At 69.0% G+C, this 13,728-nt stretch carries 15 protein-coding genes and 1 pseudogene; 5 read left to right on the forward strand and 11 right to left on the reverse strand.

Annotated elements, in window-relative coordinates:
- Positions 1–6 precede the first annotated feature (6 nt).
- The 4 genes from nagA to QP166_RS03400 form a co-directional block, all read right to left on the reverse strand.
- Entirely contained in the window at positions 7–1,149 is a 1,143-nt protein-coding gene (gene nagA / locus QP166_RS03385; protein ID WP_333914630.1) for an N-acetylglucosamine-6-phosphate deacetylase, read from the reverse strand.
- On the reverse strand, positions 1,146–2,180 hold the full coding sequence (locus tag QP166_RS03390) for an SIS domain-containing protein (protein WP_333914631.1): 1,035 nt from the start codon (positions 2,178–2,180) through the stop codon (positions 1,146–1,148). The genes nagA and QP166_RS03390 overlap by 4 nt, the downstream gene beginning before the upstream one ends.
- Before the next feature lie 83 nt (positions 2,181–2,263).
- Positions 2,264–3,016 (reverse strand): copper homeostasis protein CutC, encoded by a 753-nt coding sequence (locus tag QP166_RS03395; protein WP_333914632.1) that lies wholly within the window; start codon positions 3,014–3,016, stop codon positions 2,264–2,266.
- Positions 3,013–4,017 carry a N(4)-(beta-N-acetylglucosaminyl)-L-asparaginase gene (locus QP166_RS03400; protein WP_333914633.1) on the reverse strand — a complete coding sequence of 335 codons (1,005 nt, stop codon included), beginning with the start codon at positions 4,015–4,017 and terminating at the stop codon, positions 3,013–3,015. Before QP166_RS03400 ends, QP166_RS03395 begins: the two co-directional genes overlap by 4 nt.
- An 89-nt stretch (positions 4,018–4,106) precedes the next feature.
- Between QP166_RS03400 and QP166_RS03405 the strand changes: the two genes are divergently transcribed.
- Positions 4,107–4,400, forward strand: coding sequence for a hypothetical protein (locus tag QP166_RS03405; RefSeq protein WP_333914634.1), 294 nt, complete (start codon positions 4,107–4,109; stop codon positions 4,398–4,400).
- A gap of 60 nt (positions 4,401–4,460) precedes the next feature.
- On the opposite strand, the gene QP166_RS03410 is transcribed toward QP166_RS03405, so the two are convergent.
- Positions 4,461–4,733 carry a DUF1488 family protein gene (locus QP166_RS03410; protein ID WP_333914635.1) on the reverse strand — a complete coding sequence of 91 codons (273 nt, stop codon included), beginning with the start codon at positions 4,731–4,733 and terminating at the stop codon, positions 4,461–4,463.
- A gap of 213 nt (positions 4,734–4,946) precedes the next feature.
- On the opposite strand from QP166_RS03410, the pseudogene QP166_RS03415 reads away from it, so the two are divergent.
- Together QP166_RS03415 and QP166_RS03420 are read left to right on the forward strand one after the other, a co-directional pair.
- Positions 4,947–5,191, forward strand: a pseudogene (locus QP166_RS03415) (hypothetical protein).
- Between the two features lie 56 nt (positions 5,192–5,247).
- Positions 5,248–6,621, forward strand: a complete 1,374-nt coding sequence (locus QP166_RS03420) for a L,D-transpeptidase family protein (RefSeq protein ID WP_333914637.1) — start codon at positions 5,248–5,250, stop codon at positions 6,619–6,621.
- Between the two features lie 286 nt (positions 6,622–6,907).
- Here the strand turns inward: QP166_RS03420 and QP166_RS03425 are convergent, their stop codons facing one another.
- Together QP166_RS03425 and QP166_RS03430 are read right to left on the reverse strand one after the other, a co-directional pair.
- Entirely contained in the window at positions 6,908–7,447 is a 540-nt protein-coding gene (locus QP166_RS03425) for a (2Fe-2S)-binding protein (protein WP_333914638.1), read from the reverse strand.
- Positions 7,448–7,517: 70 nt separating this feature from the next.
- Complete coding sequence (locus QP166_RS03430; protein ID WP_333914639.1) at positions 7,518–7,874, reverse strand: PilZ domain-containing protein; 357 nt, start codon at positions 7,872–7,874, stop codon at positions 7,518–7,520.
- A gap of 140 nt (positions 7,875–8,014) precedes the next feature.
- Here QP166_RS03430 and QP166_RS03435 point away from each other — a divergent pair, with 140 nt between their 5' ends.
- Positions 8,015–10,147, forward strand: a complete 2,133-nt coding sequence (locus QP166_RS03435) for a histidine kinase dimerization/phosphoacceptor domain -containing protein (RefSeq protein WP_333914640.1) — start codon at positions 8,015–8,017, stop codon at positions 10,145–10,147.
- 130 nt (positions 10,148–10,277) lie between these two features.
- Here the strand turns inward: QP166_RS03435 and QP166_RS03440 are convergent, their stop codons facing one another.
- The 4 genes from QP166_RS03440 to QP166_RS03455 are packed head-to-tail and all read right to left on the reverse strand — an operon-like array spanning position 10,278 to position 13,215.
- Positions 10,278–10,796, reverse strand: coding sequence for a biliverdin-producing heme oxygenase (locus tag QP166_RS03440; protein ID WP_333914641.1), 519 nt, complete (start codon positions 10,794–10,796; stop codon positions 10,278–10,280).
- A gap of 5 nt (positions 10,797–10,801) precedes the next feature.
- Positions 10,802–12,034 (reverse strand): M20 metallopeptidase family protein, encoded by a 1,233-nt coding sequence (locus QP166_RS03445; protein WP_333914642.1) that lies wholly within the window; start codon positions 12,032–12,034, stop codon positions 10,802–10,804.
- A gap of 15 nt (positions 12,035–12,049) precedes the next feature.
- Complete coding sequence (locus tag QP166_RS03450; protein ID WP_333914643.1) at positions 12,050–12,697, reverse strand: peptidylprolyl isomerase; 648 nt, start codon at positions 12,695–12,697, stop codon at positions 12,050–12,052.
- The gene (locus QP166_RS03455; protein WP_333914644.1) at positions 12,694–13,215 is read right to left on the reverse strand and encodes a hypothetical protein; all 522 of its coding nucleotides are present in this window, start codon (positions 13,213–13,215) and stop codon (positions 12,694–12,696) included. Before QP166_RS03455 ends, QP166_RS03450 begins: the two co-directional genes overlap by 4 nt.
- A 142-nt stretch (positions 13,216–13,357) precedes the next feature.
- Here QP166_RS03455 and QP166_RS03460 point away from each other — a divergent pair, with 142 nt between their 5' ends.
- Complete coding sequence (locus QP166_RS03460; RefSeq protein WP_333914645.1) at positions 13,358–13,696, forward strand: phasin family protein; 339 nt, start codon at positions 13,358–13,360, stop codon at positions 13,694–13,696.
- Positions 13,697–13,728: the final 32 nt, after the last annotated feature.

Genomic DNA, 13,728 nt, shown 5'->3' on the forward strand with positions numbered 1-13,728 from the left:
CTGGGGTCAGGCGACCGGCTGCGCGCCGATCCAGGTGCTGGCGAGGTAGAGGTCGCGGGTCAGGATCGCCCAGTCGGCGCGCTGGCCGACCGCCAGCGTCCCGCGCTCGTCGGACAGGCCGAGGAACGCCGCCGGGCTTGTCGCCGCCAGCCCCGCCGCTGCCTCCGGGGTCAGCCCGAGCCGCGTCACCGCGCCGCGCACCGCGCCCGCCATGTCGAGGTCGGATCCGGCGAGCGTTCCGTCGGCGCCGACGCAGCGGCCACCCTCGACGTGGATGGGCTTGCCCTGAAGTACGAAGTCCTTGGTCTCGGCGCCGACACACGGCATCGCGTCTGTCACCAGCATAAAGCGGTCTGCGGGACGCGCGCGCAACGCGATCCGCAGCGCGGCGTCGTCGACATGGAAGCCGTCGACGATGATCCCGCACCAGGCGCTGTCATTGTCGAGCACCGCACCGACCACGCCGGGCGCGCGGTGTCCGAGCGGCGACATGGCATTGTAGAGGTGCGTCACCCCGCTCGCACCCGCCGCGAAGGCGGCGGTGGCGGTGGCGTAATCGGCGTCGGTATGGCCCAGGCAGACGCGCACGCCGGCCGCGACCAACGCGGCGATCTGCGCGGTCGAGACGCATTCGGGCGCGAGCGTCACCATCACGCGCCCGCGCCGCGGCGCGGTGAGCAGCGCGAGCATGTCGTCGTCGAGCGCGCGGAAGCGTGCCGGGTCGTGGATGCCCTTGCGCGCGACGTTGATCACCGGCCCCTCGACATGGATGCCGATCACCCCCGGCACGCCGGCCTCGATCGCGGCATCGACCGCATCGAGCCCGCGCGCGATCGCGTCGGGCGTGTCGCTGATGAGCGTCGGCATCGTCGCGGTGGTGCCGTAGCACGCGTGCGCCATCGCGATCGCCGCCAGTCCCTCGACGGTCGGCGTGTCGTTGAACAGCACGCCGCCGCCGCCATTGACCTGCGTATCGATGAAGCCGGGCATCACCCAGCCGCCATCGAGATCGGTCGCGTCGGCGTCGGCCCCGGCATCGACCTGCGCGTCGATCGCGGTGATGATCTGGTCCTCGACCGTGATCGTCGCCGCCGACAATGTGCCGTGCGCCGTGACGATATGGCCGTTGGTAAAGCTGTGCCGCGTCATAGCGTGCGGGTGACCTTGCTCAGATGGCGGGGCGCATCCGGATCGAGCCCACGTGCCACCGACAGATTGTTCGCCATGCGATAGAAGCTCTGGATCGTCAGGATCGGCTCGATCGCGGGATGGTCGGCCAGCGCGGGCGGGTGGCTGGCGCCGTCGGCGCGCGCATCGGCGAGCGCGACACGGGCGCCACGCGCCGCGAACTCGGCCGCCGCCTCGCGCACGCCGTCACCGGCCACGTCGGAGGTGGCGAAGGCGAGCAGCGGAAAGCCTTCGCCCACGATCGCCATCGGACCGTGGCGCACCTCGGCGGCACTGAACGCCTCGGCATGGAGCGCACAGGTTTCCTTGAGCTTGAGCGCAGCCTCCTGGGCGATGCCGAAGCCGAGTCCGCGGCCGATCACGAACAGGTTGTTGGCGTCGACCAGCAGATCGACCACCTCGCTCCAGTCCAGCGCCCACGCCGTCGCGAGCCGGTCGGGCAGGGTGTCGACAGCCGCACGCAGCCGATCGTCGCCCGACCATTCCGCGACCAGCAGCGCCAGCGCGGCGAGCGCGGTGATGTAGGATTTGGTCGCGGCAACCGACTTCTCCGGCCCCGCCATCAGCGGCACGACGGTGTCGGCGGCCTCGGCGAGCGGCGAGGTGGCGTCGTTGACCAGCGCGACGATCCGCGCGCCCGCCGCCTTCTGCGCGGCGACGGTGGCGAGCAGGTCGGGGCTGCGCCCGCTCTGCGAGATCGCGATGCATAGCGGCGCGGCGGGGGTCTTCACCGCCGATTCGTAGACCGATGCGACCGAAGGCGCAGCGGAGGCGACCGGCACGCCGACGAACGTCTCGATCAGATATTTGCCGTAGGTGGCGGCGTGATCCGACGAGCCGCGCGCGCAGGTGACGACCACTGCCGGCGGCGTCGCGCGCAGGTCACGTGCGAGATCGCGCAGCGTATCACGGTTGGTGGCGAGCGTTCGTGCGACCGCTGCGGCGGACTCGGCCGCTTCCGCGAACATCAACGTCTGATCGGCGTCGGGCATGTGGTGGCGCTTCCCTCGCGAACGGTGCGGACCCGGTGTGCCGCTCCCTGTTCGGACAGGGTTAAGTCATACATTGGTATTGTTCAAGTCTCTGCCGCGCACAGGATGGTCGTAAGCGCCGCGACGGCTGCGATATCGGTGCGCTTGGCGACCGGCGGACTGAACCCGAAGCGCGACAGGGCGGGGTCGTCCTCGCTGATGGCCGTCCGGCACGAGGCGTGAACCTCGCGCACCCCGGTCGTGAGGATCGCGGGCAGGGTTGCCGCCGACACGCCGCTGCCCGCGAGGATCACGATCCGCTCCCCGGCATGCGCCACGAGCGTGGTCAGCATCGGCAGCGCATCCGCCGCCTGCGGCTGTCCTCCGGAGGTGAGGATGCGATCGAAACCCAGTTCGATCGCGGTGTCCAGCGCGGCGGGCAGGTCGGGTGCGAGGTCGAAGGCGCGGTGCAGGGTCAGCGACAATGGGCGGCGGCGCGCCGCGCCGAGATCCCGGGCAAGCGCGATCCATGCGGCGATCGTCCCGGTATCGAGGCGATGGTCGGGCAGGCTGGCGCCGATCACGACCCCCGCCAGTCCTGCGTCGGCGGCGGTGCGGATGTCATCGGCGACCAGCGTGCGCTCGGCGGCGTCATGGACGAACCCCCCGGCACGCGGACGGGCGAGCAGGTGGACGGGCAGGGGCGCCTGCGCCGCCGCGCGGATCAGCGAGGCGGGCGGGGTCAGCCCGCCGACGTCGAGTGCCGCGCATAATTCGATGCGGTCCGCGCCGCCAGCGACCGCGGCGGCGATGCCGTGCGCATCCTCGACGCAGACCTCGAGCAGCCGGCGCGTCATGCAGCGAACAGCGACGGTGCCTTGTGGACGACGGTGCGCCCGGCGGTGTCGGTGACGGCATAGGTGAAGCCGGGCAGCAGGCAGAACGCCCCGACGTTGCCGCGCGGATCGAGCGCGAGGAAGCCGACCTGCACGCCCTTGATCGCGTCGCCGCGGAGTTTGGCGATGTGGCGGACCACTTCCTCGCACGCGCGCTGCGGCGACAGCCCGGCGCGCAACGACGCGACGACGCGCGCGCTCCCCGAAACGCGCGTCACTTCCTCGCCGACGCCGGTCGAGGTCGCGCCGCCGACGCCGCGCTCGACGTACAGGCCCGCGCCGACCTGCGGCGAATCGCCGACGCGGCCGCGCATCTTGAACGCCATGCCCGAGGTCGTGCAGGCTCCCGCCATCCGGCCGCTGGTGTTGCGTGCGAGCAGGCCGATCGTGTCGTGATCCAGCGCCCCGCCCGGCGTCACATGCCGCTGCGTGCCATAGGTGCCGGTCTCGCTATTTGCGACCGGCTGGTATTTGGCGGTCTTCAACCAGTCGCGCCACGCCTTCTCGGCCTCGGGCGTCAGCAGCTTTTCCTGCGGAAAGCCTTGATCGCGTGCGAAGCGCGTCGCGCCTTCGCCGACCAGCAGGGTGTGCGGGGTCTTCTCCATGACGCGGCGCGCGACCGAGATGGCGTGCGTGGTGTTCTCCAGCGCGGCGACCGCGCCGACCCCGCCGGCATCGTCCATGATGACCGCATCCAGGGTGACGTGCCCGTCGCGATCGGGATAGCCGCTATAGCCGACCGAATGGTTGTTCGGATCGGCCTCCGGCACCTTCGCGCCCGTCTCGACCGCATCGAGCAACGTGCCGCCCGCCTTCATCGCCGCAAAGGCCGCGTCGTTCGCCGCCGCGCCGAAATCCCAGGTCGAGACGATCAGCGCCGCGCCGCCGCGGGTTGCCGCCGCCACGGGCGCCGCCGCGCCCAGCGCCGCCAATCCGGTCATCACCGATCGCCTGTCCGTCATTCGACCCGCCCCTGTTCGTATCATCGCCTACCATGCACGTCTGCCCGCTGGCCGCAACGAGAAGCTGCATTGGTGATGCAGATGGTCCTATGCAGGTCTTCCTGTGCCGGGTGATCCGTACCCGGCGCGTGCGTGACAGCAAAAAGGCCGCGGGTTCGACCCGCGGCCTCCAGCTTTCGTTCGCGTCGTCACCGGGCGGCGCCCGCGATGACCGGCAACGGCAGTCGTTATCTCTGGGGCGCGCGACGGGCGAGAACCACGACCATCGCCAGCGTGCCCAGCGCTCCCGCGGCTCCGACAGCGATTACCATAAAGCTTGGTACGTCCATCATCCTCTCCCTGCCGCATCGTGGCGGCTATTCTTTCTGTACGTGGGAGAGTGACCGGAAGCCGGGGGGACTGCAACCGGAAAGTCAGTCCCGCATCATTATTGCGCGCGGGCGCTATTCGAGATCGCTCTCGCTGACGACGATCGGCTGCGCATCGGCGTTGCGGGCCAGCGCCGACAATGCCGCATCGTTGATCGCATCGGAGAAGCGGTTGAACATGTCGATCGCGTCGCCATCCGGTGCGTCGCCGCTCAGCGCTTCCAGTACATCATATTGAACGGCAAACTCATATTCTTCGCCGTCCGCCTCGCCGGTGAACTCCACCTGGCGTTCGTCGATGTTGTCGAGCAGCGTGCCGAGATCGATTTCGAGCCGTTCGATCGCCATTCATTCGTCCTTTCACGTTCGTCAGCAGCCAAAAAACAGGAGCGGCGACGATGTTCCACCGTGGTCGTTTGTCCGGCTTAACCATACTGTCGCGCGGCGCGCACGTCCGGTCGCAGCAAGGATGGTCGGCGACGCGGTGATGGATCAGCGATAAGCGAACAGGGGAGACGGCACGGCAGCCGCAGGTCGCTGATGTCAGAGGGAGAAAATTTCATGCGTCATCGTTCGATCATGCTCGCCGCGTGCGGCATGTTGATGCTGGGGGCCTGTGCCAAGAAGGCTCCGCCAGCGCCGCCACCCCTCCGCCGGGTGCCGTCGCCGGCAGCCATGCCGCCGACCGCGACGGCGACGGGATCGTCGACGGCTATTACACGTCCGACGGCATCTACCATCCCTATGCGCCGCCGGCTCCGCCGCCGCCGCCGCCCGCGCCGACGCGCCGCGGGGAACGGGGCTGATCACTCGGGCGAAGGAAGGGCGGCGGTGCCGCTCTTCCCTGGCCGGGCTCGCGATCGTGCTGGCCGTCGCCGCGTCGATGACCTCGGCGTCGGCGGCTGCGCCGCGTTCGACGAAAGCGAAGGCCGCCGCCGGCAAGGTCACGAAGCCGAAGACGGCAAAGACCGGCGCGCAGAAGCCGAAAGCGAAGCTCTCCAAATCCGCTGCCGATACGGCGCGCGACCGCGCGGTCGCAGGCGCGGTCCGCGCAGCGGCCGGCGGCTGGATGGCGCGCGTCTATGCACAGCGCAATTACGCGCCCTTATGGGCAAGCGGCGGACGCATCGGCCCGGCGGCGGACACGCTGATCGGTTACCTCGCCGATGCCGATCTCGATAATCTCAAACCGTCGTCCTACGATATCGGCAAGCTGCGCGAACGGCTCGATGCAGCGCGCGGCGGCGATCCGGCGCGGGTGGCGGCGGCGGACCTCGCCTTGTCGGACACGTTCGTCCAGTTCGTTCGCGATCAGCGCAAGCCGCGCGAGGTCGGTATGAAATGGGCCGATCCCGCACTCAAGCCGAAGCGGCCCAAGCCGGAGGCGGTGCTGCGTGCGGCGACCTTCCCCAAATCCTTCGCTGGCTATGTCAAGGACATGGGCTGGATGAGCCCTCGCTATGTCGAGTTGCGGGAGGTGTCGCGACGCGCGCGTAGCGGCGGGATCACGCCCGCCGCGCTGCTGCGGTTGCGCCTGAACCTCGATCGCGCGCGCCTCCTGCCGGGACCGTGGACGCGGCATGTCGAGGTCGATGCCTCGTCCGGGCGGTTGTGGTTCTACGAAGCGGGCACGACCAAGGGCACGATGCGCGTCGTCGTCGGCACGCGCGAGACGCAGACGCCGATGCTCGCCGGCACGCTGCAATGGGCGATCCTCAACCCCTATTGGAACGTCCCCGACTATCTGGTGCGCAAGAACATCGCCACCAAGGTCCTCGGCGGGCGCACGCTGGCGTCGCTCAACATGGAAGCGTTGAGCGACTGGACCGCGGCCGCCCGCCCGATCCCGGCCAGCGCGATCGACTGGCCGGCGGTGGCGGCCGGCAAGCGCGAGCTGCGGCTCCGCGAGCTGCCGGGGCCGGCGAACTCGATGGGCAAGGTCAAATTCCTGTTCCCCAACGATGAGGGGATCTACCTGCACGACACGCCCAATCGCGCGCTGCTGACGAAGGACGATCGTCACTTCAGCAACGGATGCATCCGGCTGGAGGATGCACCGCGGCTGGCGCGCTGGTTGATGGGCAAACCGCTCAGTCCCGGCAAGAAACCGGAGCAGGCGGTGGCGCTCACCGCGCCGACGCCGGTCTATCTCACCTATCTGACCGTGATCGGCAGTGGCGCGCAGGCCGTCGCGTTCCGCGATGACGTCTATGGGCGCGACGGCCGGACCACCTAGGGTCTGTACTCAATCGCAACAAGGTCGTGACGGAGCGGATTTTGACGCCAGGCTAGGAGCAAGGAGGGAGCGATGCTCTCGCATCGTGACCGACGCGCGACGCCGCATGGCGCCAAAAGCCGCCCGCCGCTTCGCGGTCGCCTCTGGAAGGCCACCCAGCATCGTCGCTTGCTTGCGGGTAGCGCAGCTACCCGACCGCGCGTCGCTCCTCGTGGGCGGCCTTCCAGAGGCGATCACGATCCTTGTTGCGATTGAGTACAGACCCTCAGCCCCGACCGGCGCACGCCTATTTTCCCGGATCGAGCGCCGGTACGCGCCGTGCCGCCTCGGCAGGTTCGATCCCCGGCCGCGGGGCGGCGGGCAGGCGTTCGTCGCCGCGGATCGCGCGACCGGCGCGCTGGATCGCCTCCACCAACCGCGGATAGATGCCGCACCGACAAATGTTGGTGATACCCGCGCGGATCGCGTCGTCGGAGGGCATCGGATCGCGCTTGAGCAGCGCCGCGGCGGCCATCGTGATGCCGGGTATGCAATAACCGCATTGCGGCACGTTCGCGGCGATCAGCGCGAGCTGGACGGGATGCGCGCGCTCGCGCGACAATCCCTCGATCGTGGTGACGAACGTGCCCTCCACCTGCCGCAGCGGCACCTGGCACGATCGCACCGCATGGCCGTCGATGTCGACGGTGCACGCGCCGCAACTTCCCGTACCGCAGCCGTATTTCGTGCCGGTCAGATTGGATGCGTCGCGTAGGGCCCACAACAGCGGAGTGTCGGGCGCCATCCGGTATTCGACGGCCTCGTTGTTGACGGTCAGGCGGGTCATGTCGCCGGCCTATCGTCGCGCGGGCGGCGCAACAAGCCACCGGTAGGGGCTGGAGCCCGAACGAACGAGATCAGGCGTCGCGGCGGCGATAGGCGTGGTGGAGGTTGTCGATCCACCCGGCACTCGCCTTTGCCGCAGTCGCGCCACGATCGCGCGGCTTGCGCGCCTCTGCCAGATCGATCGCGCCTTTGATGAAGTGCAGCCCCGTGTGATTCGTCGATGTCCACATCACTTCGGCAGGGAGATCGATCAGCGATCCCATCGTCACCTCGACATGGTCGCCCTTGGTCAGTTCGCCGGGATTGTCGATGCACGCGCCGGTCGCGGAGAGATTGCGCACGCGAGCCTCCGCGGCGCGATCGCGGTGGGCGATGCGCGCATAGAGGATGACGCTGCTGCGCGGTTCGCGGGGCGAAGAATCGGACATCAGGCATCTCCCTTGGCACGCGCATGGCAAACAGGTGGTTAAGGCCGACGCTTCTGTCGCAAACGAGCACCGGCGGTTTAATCGTTTGATCTGCGTAAGAACGGTTGCCAGTCGCCGCGACCTTGCCATAGTGGCATTGGATGGATCCGCAAACTGCGTCGAATGACGCGCTTCTTTCGGCGGTTAGTGCCCTCACGCCTTGCGATCGCGAGCCCATTCACCTTCCCGGCTCGGTTCAACCGCATGGAATCATGCTTATTGCCGATCCGCGAACGCTTCAGGTCGCGGCGGGCGCCGGGGCGATCGAGCAGGTCCTGAGCGCAGACTGGCTCGGCGCGAACCTTTCGGAGCTGTTGCATCAGGATATCGCCGCGCTGACGGACGCGGCCCCGGGACCGGGCGGCACCGTGCTGGGCACCCCCGTCGCCGGGCATGACGTGGCGTTACACCGCGCCGGCCCATGGTTGATCGCGGAACTGGAGCCGACCGAGGCCGATCCGGGCTCGGTCGCGGCCACGCTGGGCTGGCTCGACGCGATCACCGCCGGGTTCGAGCGGGCGGGCACGTTGCGGATGCTGGCCGATCGGGCGGCGGTGGCGTTCCGCACGCTGACCGGTTTCGACCGCGTCATGATCTATCGCTTCCTCGACGACGAGGCGGGCAGCGTGATCGCCGAGGATCGCGATCCCGCGCTGCGATCGTTCCTCAACCATCATTTTCCCGCCAGCGACATCCCTCGGCAGGCGCGCGCCTTGTACGTCCGCAATCGCACCCGTGTCATTCCCGATATCGCTTACGTCCCCGCGCCCCTGCGCCCGGCGGGGTTCGAGCAGGTCGATCTCAGCGACGTCGCGATCCGCAGCGTGTCACCCGTGCATGTGGAATATCTCCGCAACATGGGGGTGCAGGCGTCGGCGTCGATCTCGATCGTCAAGGACGGGTTGCTGTGGGGCTTGGTCGCCTGCCACAACATGACCCCGCGGCTGATGCCACGCAGCGTCCGCGCCGCCGCAGCAGCGATGGCCAGCGCGCTGGCGCGTCAGATCCTCGCCAAGGAAGAGGCGGAGGCGTATCGCGTTCGTCTTGCACTCCGTAGCGAGGAGGACGCGCTGCGCCCGCTGCTGCAGGAGGGTGATCCGTTCCGTGTGCTCGGTGAGCGTGGCGACGAGCTGCGCCGGATGCTCGACGCCGACGGGCTGGTGCTGATCCGCGACCAGAATGTCACCGTCTCGGGCGTCGCACCGGCGGATATCGACGTCATGGACCTGCTGCGTTGGGCGTCGCTGCGGGAGGACGGGCCGGTATTTTCGACCCGTGAGCTGGCGGTCGACTGGCCCGATGCCGGTGCGTTCGGCACGATCGCGGGCGTGCTGGCGTTGCGCGTCGACGACCGGCACACGTTAATGTGGCTGCGCGTCGAGCAGATCGAGGAGATCGAATGGGCGGGTAATCCGCACAAGGCGATCCCGCACGATCCCGCCGCGACGCTGCACCCGCGCGCCTCGTTCGAATCGTGGCACGAAACCGTCCGCGGACGCGCGCGACGCTGGACGCTCGAGCAGATCGAGGGCGCGAACCGGCTACGCCGCCTTCTGCGCGAGGCGCGTGCCTCGAACGAGCTGCGACGGCTGAACCAGGAGCTGGAGCGGACCGGCGCCGAGAAGGACGCGCTGCTGACGCAGAAAGACCTGCTGATGCGCGAGGTCGACCACCGCGTGCAGAACAGCCTGCAACTCGTCTCGTCGTTCCTCGCCATCCAGGCGCGCGACGCCGGGCCGGGGATCGTCGCGGACCAGTTGCGCGAGGCGCGCTCGCGGCTGTCGGCGGTCGCGCTGGTCCACCGCCGCTTGTACCGCGAAGACCAGATCAAGACGATCGATCTCAGCCGCTATCTCGGCGAGCTGCTCGAGGATCTAAAGGCGTCGCTGGGGGACGAATGGTCGCGGCACATGATGCTGTCGATCGCGCCGGTGCTGATCCCGACCGACCGCGCGGTCAATATCGGGCTGGTCGCCGCCGAGCTGGTCATCAACGCGACGAAATATGCCTATCCGAAGCAGTCGGGCGGGCCGATCGAGATCACGCTGGAGCAATATCGCAATCGCCTGCGGTTGATCGTCGCCGATCAGGGCGTCGGCAAGCAGGGTGATGGCGAGGGGTTCGGCAGCCGCATGATGCGCGCGGTGATTCAGCGGATCGACGGCCAGATGGATTATCTCAGCAATGACCCGGGTCTGCGCGCAGTCCTGACCGCACCGATCGAGGCGGCTTGAGCTTGGACGATAGGGACGACGGCCCACATAGGGCGGTCGTCATTGCGAGCGTAGCGAAGCAATCCAGGGCGTCCTGATCCGGCCCTGGATTGCTTCGCTGCGCTCGCAATTACGGATCAGGCGGGCTTGGTCAGTCCACTTCCGCCGCCTCGGCGTAGAGCGCGAAGGTCGCCAGCGCTCCCGCGATCATTCGTGCCGTCCAGTGGGCGTCCTCGCCCGCCGCCGCTTCGTCGAGCGCCGCCCGGATCGAGCGCCACTGGCCGGACGTATGCACCGCGCCAAGGTAACGTCCGGGCATCGCGGGCGGCACCTGTCGCGCAAGCATCGCGCCGCCCAGCCGCGAGCCCTCCACGACATAGAGCACGCCCCATAAAGTCGCGTCATCATCGCCGGGCGTGAAGGGCAGGGGAGCGGGCGACGCGACTCCCAGGTCGGCGAGATCCGCCGCGAGCAATGGTGCGCGTACCGGCAGCGTCCGCGCGAACGGCAACGTCGCCATCACCCGCTCCGCCGCCGGCAATGCGCGGCCATGCGCCAGCAGAAAGCGACGATACGCCTCTGCGGACGCAAGATCATGCGCCCCGAACGCCGCATCGACTGCCTCGTGCGCCGCGCCCGTCGCTTCGCGCAGCATCGTCATCGCAGACATTCGGGTCAGTCCAGCCCGCGCTCCAGGAAGCGCTCCGCCACCGCGCAGTGCATCGCCACCCCGGTGGCGAGCACATCCTCCTCGATCGTCATCCGCGTGTTGTGGAGCGGCGGGTTGGTGCGCCAGTCGCTGCCCGGCGCGGCGACCCCGACGAACGCCATCGCGCCCGGCACCTCGCGCAACACGTAGCTGAAGTCCTCGCCGCCCATCATCGGCGCCGGCATCGCGGTCCAGCCCGCACCGCCCGGTATCTCCGACGAAAGCTCGCGCAGCAGCCGCGTCGCGCGCGCGTCGTTGACCGTCACCGGATAGCCCTCGTCGATCGTCGTCTCCGCGACGCAGCTGTGCGCGGCGGCGATCCCCTGTGCGATCTGGTGGAACGCCTCGCGCATCGCGGTGCGGGTCGGCTCCGACAGGGTGCGCAGCGTCCCCATCAGCTTGACCTCTTCGGGGATGATGTTGTGCGAAGAACCGGCGTGGATCTGCGTCATCGTCAGCACCGCGGGATCGGCGACCGGCACACGGCGCGCGACATGCTGTTGCAGCGCGGTGACGATCGCGCAGGCGACCGGAATCGGGTCGATCGCCTCGTGGGGCATCGCGGCATGGCCGCCGCGGCCGCGGACCGTCGCGAGCACCGTGTCGGTCGAGGCGAGCATCGCGCCCTCGCGCCCGACGAACATGCCGGCGGGCGCGTTGGGGAGGATGTGCAACGCGAACGCCGCCTCGGGCCGTGCGACGTCGAGCAGCCCGTCGGCGATCATATGCCGCGCGCCATGATGGCCTTCCTCGCCGGGCTGGAACATGAAGACGATCGTTCCCGACAGCTCGTCGCGCCGCGCGCTCAGTGCCTTGGCCGCGCCGACCAGCATCGCGGTATGCGCGTCATGCCCGCAGGCGTGCATCTTGCCCGGAACCGTCGAGGCGAACGGCAGCCCGGTCTCCTCGCTCATCGGCAGCGCATCCATGTCGCCGCGCAGCAGCACCGTGCGCCCGTTCGATCCCGCGCCGCCGCTGCGGCCGCCGCGCAGGATCGCGACGAAGCCGGTGGTGCTGGTGCTGTCGTGGATCTCCAGCGGCAGCCCGGCGAGCGCCGCCTTGGCCTTGGCGGTCGTCAGCGGGCAGTGCAGCCCGACCTCGGGCTCGGCGTGGATCGCCCGGCGCAGCGCGATGACGTCCGCCAGTTCGGCGGCGCCGATCGCGGTCCAGTCGGTTCGGGTGGCGAGCGTGCTGGTCATGACGGACTCCTTTGGTCACCGCTGTAACCGATCCGTCATGCCTGCGGAAGCGTCAGGGGCGCGGCGCGCGCTCGTAATGCGGATCGTGGGGGCGAGCATTTGCCCCTTCATCGCCCCCTCACCCAGCGTCGGCGAGGTGGGGGCGAGCAGGATCTTGCGGATCACGTCCATCCCCTCAAGCACGCGTCCGAACGCCGCGAAGCCGGGCTGGCCGTCCTTGGCGTCCATCGAGGTCAGGTCGCCGACCACGACGAAGAAATCGCCGGCCGCGGTATTCGGCGCGCCCATCGCCATCGAGATCGTGCCGTCGGTGTGGCTGAGGCCGGTCTGCGTGGTAGGCTCGAACTTGATCGGCGGCAGCGTGCGCTTGGCCTCGTTGCGGGTGCCGAACTGCACGAGCCCGTAGCCGTCCGCAACCTTCAATGCGCGATAGAAGGAGACGCCGTCCAGCTTCTTGCCGTCGACATATTTCAGGAAATTGGCGGCGGTGATCGGTGCGGCCTTGGCGTCGACGCCGATCACGATCGGTCCGGCCTCGGTGGTCAGCACGACACGCGTGAGCGTCGTGGGGGCGGGGGTGGTCGGCGGTGTTACGGGGGAAACGGGCGTGGTGGGCGCGACCTGCGGCGCGGCCAGTGCCAGCGCGATCAGCGCCGCGATCATGCCGCGCCCCTTTGTGCAGGCGCGATCAGCACCGGCAGCGTATTTGCCGCCGCACCAGTGAGTTGCAGCACGTACCGACCCGGCGCGAGTCGATAGTCGACGATCTTGCGGATGCCGGTACACGCCGGCCCGTGGCTATGCGCGGCCGACGGAAGGGCGCGTCCGCCGCGTACCACCTCGATCCACGCCGGAGCGCCGAGCGCGATCCGGTACGTGCCGGGGCGAAGTATCTGGAACAGCGCCATTCCCGCGTTGGTCCCGGTGCCCAGCTCGCGCGTCGGCGGGGCGGCGGGGGCGAGGCGATCGAGCGGGACCAGCCGCAGCTCGGCGGCGCGACCGACCTCGATCACCGGCGCGCTGCGCGTCGCGGCGCCAGCCTCCAGCGCGACCCGCGTGCTCCAGCTTTCCAGCCCGATCGGCATCGCCGGGCGCACGGCGGTGCAGGATGGCTCCGGCGCGGGCAGGTCCTGCGCGGAAAATGGCGCTGACGCGAGCAGCAGGGACAAGGCGAACGACATTCTTCAGCTCCGATGATGCCGTTCCATACCTTTCCGCACGCTTCGCCACCAGCCCGGTGTTCGATCCGGAAGGCAACCAACCGCCGGCTTGCCGGGTTCAGCCGAAACGTGCAGCTTTACGCCATCGAGAGGGAGAGCGACGATGACCGATCAACGCAACGACATGGGCCGCGCGGCCGCCGATGCGGCGCAGCAGGCGACCGACCGGCTCCGCAGTTCGGGCCAGCATATGATGGAGAGCGGCCAGACGATCAGCACCAAGATCCTCGATCAGGTCGAGACCAACACGCAGGAAGCCTTCGCCGCGATGCGCGCCGCCGCGCAAGCCAAGGACCTGTCGCAGGTGATGCAGATCCAGAGCGATTTCCTGCGCAACCAGGGCCAACGCTCGATGGAGCAGGCGCGCGAGATCGGGCAGCTCATCATGCAATTCGGTCGCGCGGCGGTGTCGCCCGGCGGCGGGAATGAATCGAACGGCTAATACGTTAAGGCGAGCGAAGCGAAGCATTCCAG

It is taken from the genome of Sphingomonas sp. LR60 (genome assembly GCF_036855935.1).
Classification (GTDB): Bacteria; Pseudomonadota; Alphaproteobacteria; order Sphingomonadales; family Sphingomonadaceae; genus Sphingomonas.

Coding starts and splice junctions, on each gene's coding strand:
- QP166_RS03400 (WP_333914633.1), bottom strand. CDS start 4,017: ATGACGGACAGGCGATCGGTGATGACCGGATTGGCGGCGCTGGGCGCG.
- QP166_RS03435 (WP_333914640.1), top strand. CDS start 8,015: ATGGATCCGCAAACTGCGTCGAATGACGCGCTTCTTTCGGCGGTTAGT.
- QP166_RS03455 (WP_333914644.1), bottom strand. CDS start 13,215: ATGTCGTTCGCCTTGTCCCTGCTGCTCGCGTCAGCGCCATTTTCCGCG.
- nagA (WP_333914630.1), bottom strand. CDS start 1,149: ATGACGCGGCACAGCTTTACCAACGGCCATATCGTCACGGCGCACGGC.
- QP166_RS03390 (WP_333914631.1), bottom strand. CDS start 2,180: ATGCCCGACGCCGATCAGACGTTGATGTTCGCGGAAGCGGCCGAGTCC.
- QP166_RS03410 (WP_333914635.1), bottom strand. CDS start 4,733: ATGGCGATCGAACGGCTCGAAATCGATCTCGGCACGCTGCTCGACAAC.
- QP166_RS03460 (WP_333914645.1), top strand. CDS start 13,358: ATGACCGATCAACGCAACGACATGGGCCGCGCGGCCGCCGATGCGGCG.
- QP166_RS03450 (WP_333914643.1), bottom strand. CDS start 12,697: ATGATCGCGGCGCTGATCGCGCTGGCACTGGCCGCGCCGCAGGTCGCG.
- QP166_RS03445 (WP_333914642.1), bottom strand. CDS start 12,034: ATGACCAGCACGCTCGCCACCCGAACCGACTGGACCGCGATCGGCGCC.
- QP166_RS03395 (WP_333914632.1), bottom strand. CDS start 3,016: ATGACGCGCCGGCTGCTCGAGGTCTGCGTCGAGGATGCGCACGGCATC.
- QP166_RS03405 (WP_333914634.1), top strand. CDS start 4,107: ATGCAGGTCTTCCTGTGCCGGGTGATCCGTACCCGGCGCGTGCGTGAC.
- QP166_RS03430 (WP_333914639.1), bottom strand. CDS start 7,874: ATGTCCGATTCTTCGCCCCGCGAACCGCGCAGCAGCGTCATCCTCTAT.
- QP166_RS03440 (WP_333914641.1), bottom strand. CDS start 10,796: ATGTCTGCGATGACGATGCTGCGCGAAGCGACGGGCGCGGCGCACGAG.
- QP166_RS03425 (WP_333914638.1), bottom strand. CDS start 7,447: ATGACCCGCCTGACCGTCAACAACGAGGCCGTCGAATACCGGATGGCG.